Source organism: Limosilactobacillus difficilis (genome assembly GCF_947387495.1).
Lineage (GTDB): Bacteria > Bacillota > Bacilli > Lactobacillales > Lactobacillaceae > Limosilactobacillus > Limosilactobacillus difficilis.
This window is the reverse complement of sequence record NZ_CANDNU010000081.1, coordinates 1-2591: the sequence shown is the minus strand read 5'-3', so window position 1 is coordinate 2591 and position 2591 is coordinate 1. Positions and strand designations below refer to the sequence as shown.

1 pseudogene is annotated in these 2591 nt (G+C 37.3%); it reads right to left on the bottom strand.

Features of this window, described 5'->3' with window-relative positions:
* Positions 1–392 precede the first annotated feature (392 nt).
* Positions 393–2371: pseudogene (locus QOR82_RS08965) on the bottom strand (ATP-binding cassette domain-containing protein).
* Between the last annotated feature and the right edge of the window lie 220 nt (positions 2372–2591).

Below are 2591 nucleotides of genomic sequence, written 5' to 3'. Positions count from 1 at the left end.
TTCTTCGGAGTCTGTTTGGTTAAACCATTCATTTCAGCAGAACAAACCAGCGTCTGTCTTTTGACAGGCGTTTTTTAATTTATCACATTTAACTTGTATTATAGGTAGAGTTCCGCTTTTGACAACGAGGTCTCAGTGAATTAGGCCCACACAATCGATATCTTTGAATCCACTTAGCAATAAGTCGCTATGAAATATTGTATTTTTTGATTAAGTCATTAGTGCTTTAAGAAGTAGAAAGCTATTCATGAATAATTTGGGCCTTTAATTCTGAATTATATTTAGTCATATAAAAAGTGCCTCACAATCGTTAGAACTTTGTCTAATAATTATGAGGTACTTCATCGAAAGAAGCTAAATGCTGGCTTTGATAGCAAAACCGTGACAATCACTTAGTCGGCTGCTAAAGCGTCGATTGGATTTAGTGTGGCGGCTCGTCTTGCTGGTAGTAATGCAGCAATGAAGGAGATTACGATGGCGATGATGAATGCAAATATTACGTTACCAAATGTAATTTGAATAATGTTATATTTGATGGTGCCATATAAAGCATTGTTGACGATCAAGGTTGCAATCCCAACCAGTACTAATGCTAGAACTGCAGAGAAGAGTCCGATAAGGATTGATTCGGAAGTAAATAACCGGCGAATGTCAGTTTTACGTTCACCAAGAGCACGAAGGATACCAATTTCTTTAGTTCTTTCGGATACTGACATGTACATCGTTACGATGATCATTAAGGCTGATACAAGCAGTGAAATTCCGGCAATAGCAGAGAGAACAATGGATGCAAGCTTTACGTAAGTATTAACCCGATTAAGAACGGAGCCAACAGTAATGGAACTTAAGACGCGTTTATGATTTGAATTACGTAAATTGTTAATCTTTTTAGCAACTGGTTTAACGTCATTAAGGTCCTTAACGGTGACGGTAACATTATTAGCTTGATGGTTAGCATTGTTGTTCTTCAATATGTTTGTCATCGTCGAGTACTTAACGGCGTTAGCAGCACTAGTACCATCTGAAATTCCAGAAACCTTTAATCGACTGCGGATTTGAACAGGATTATTGTTTTGATCAACCCAGCCAAAGGTAATGTTGACATTCTTACCAATCAGTTTTTTATATTTTTTAGCACTAGTCATTTGAATGGCAGCTTGTTTAGTTAGTAGGATTTCGTTGGTTTTTGGCTTATGTCCTTGTTTGATTGTATTATTTTGGATGCCGTTATTCCAAGTACTTAATGAACTAATATTTTGTGGCTTCTTGCCATAAGTTAATTGGAATGCACTAACAACGATCCCTGGTTGAGCTGAAGAGACGCCTTTTAGCTTTTGAATTCGTTTAAGATTATGGTTTGAAATGGTCATTGATTGAGGATTAGTGGCCAGTGTTTGTATTGACTGCTGAGTTTGGTCCCTAGTCATTTTCTTGCCAGTTGTATTTTTAAAGACATTAATAACTCGGGGATTAGCGACTGAATTAATTTGGCTTTGCATGTAACCATTAATACCGTTACCTAAGCCACTAAATAATAACACGGCAAAAATACCAATAGCAGTACCTAGCATAATCAGGGAGTTACGCCAGAAATAATACATTAAGTGTTTAAACGAAGACTGGTAACTTGCTGAAGCAGGTAAGGGTTGGGAAGTGATACGAGTTGGTTTAGATGGGATTTTATATTTTGGACGAAGTGTTTTATCTCCGTCAATCTTACCGTCAGCTAGGTGGACGATTCGCGTACCATGATCTGCAACCTCTTGAGAGTGGGTAACTGCAATAACCAATTTGCCGTCCTTAGCAATATTATCTAACAGTTCCAGCACTTCTTGAGTGTTCTTTGAATCAAGGGCGCCAGTTGGTTCATCCGCAATAATAATTTGTGGATCACTCGCCAATGCTCGTGCAATCGCCACCCGTTGTTTTTGCCCCCAGATAATTGATTAGGGTGCTTATTTACCTGTTCGCTAAGACCGACTTGCTTAAGTAAGTCTAATGCTCTTTTACGACGCTCCTCTTTACTTAAGGTTGTCATGTCAAGCGCGATGAGGACATTATCTAAAACGGTAAGGTGCGAAATCAGATTATAGGATTGGTAAATGTAACCGACAGTATCACAGCGGTATTTATCTAATTGCTTTTCCTGACTGTGATCTAGCAAGTTACCATTTACTAAAACTTCACCTTTAAAATTGCGGTCCAAACCACCAATAATATTCATTAAAGTGGACTTTCCACCGCCAGATTCACCAAGAATTGAAACGAATTCTCCTCGGTCGAACTTTAAGCTAATTCCCTTTAAGACAGGGAATTCCTCTTTATCTAGGTAATAAGATTTATGGATATCTTTTAACTCTAAAAAGGCCATACGTAACCTCCAATATTTATAAATTACGATTGCTAAGTAAGTATTTTGATAGCTGATACATCTGTATCAAAAAAGATGATACCATTGTATCAGCTAAAAAACTTTGCATCAACAGTATTAAAAAAATGAAACGAATAGCCAGTAATGACGTGTACCCAAAAAGTTGGAAGTTGAATATTCTGGCTTGATAATTGAATAAATATTTTTTCTAGGCAACTAG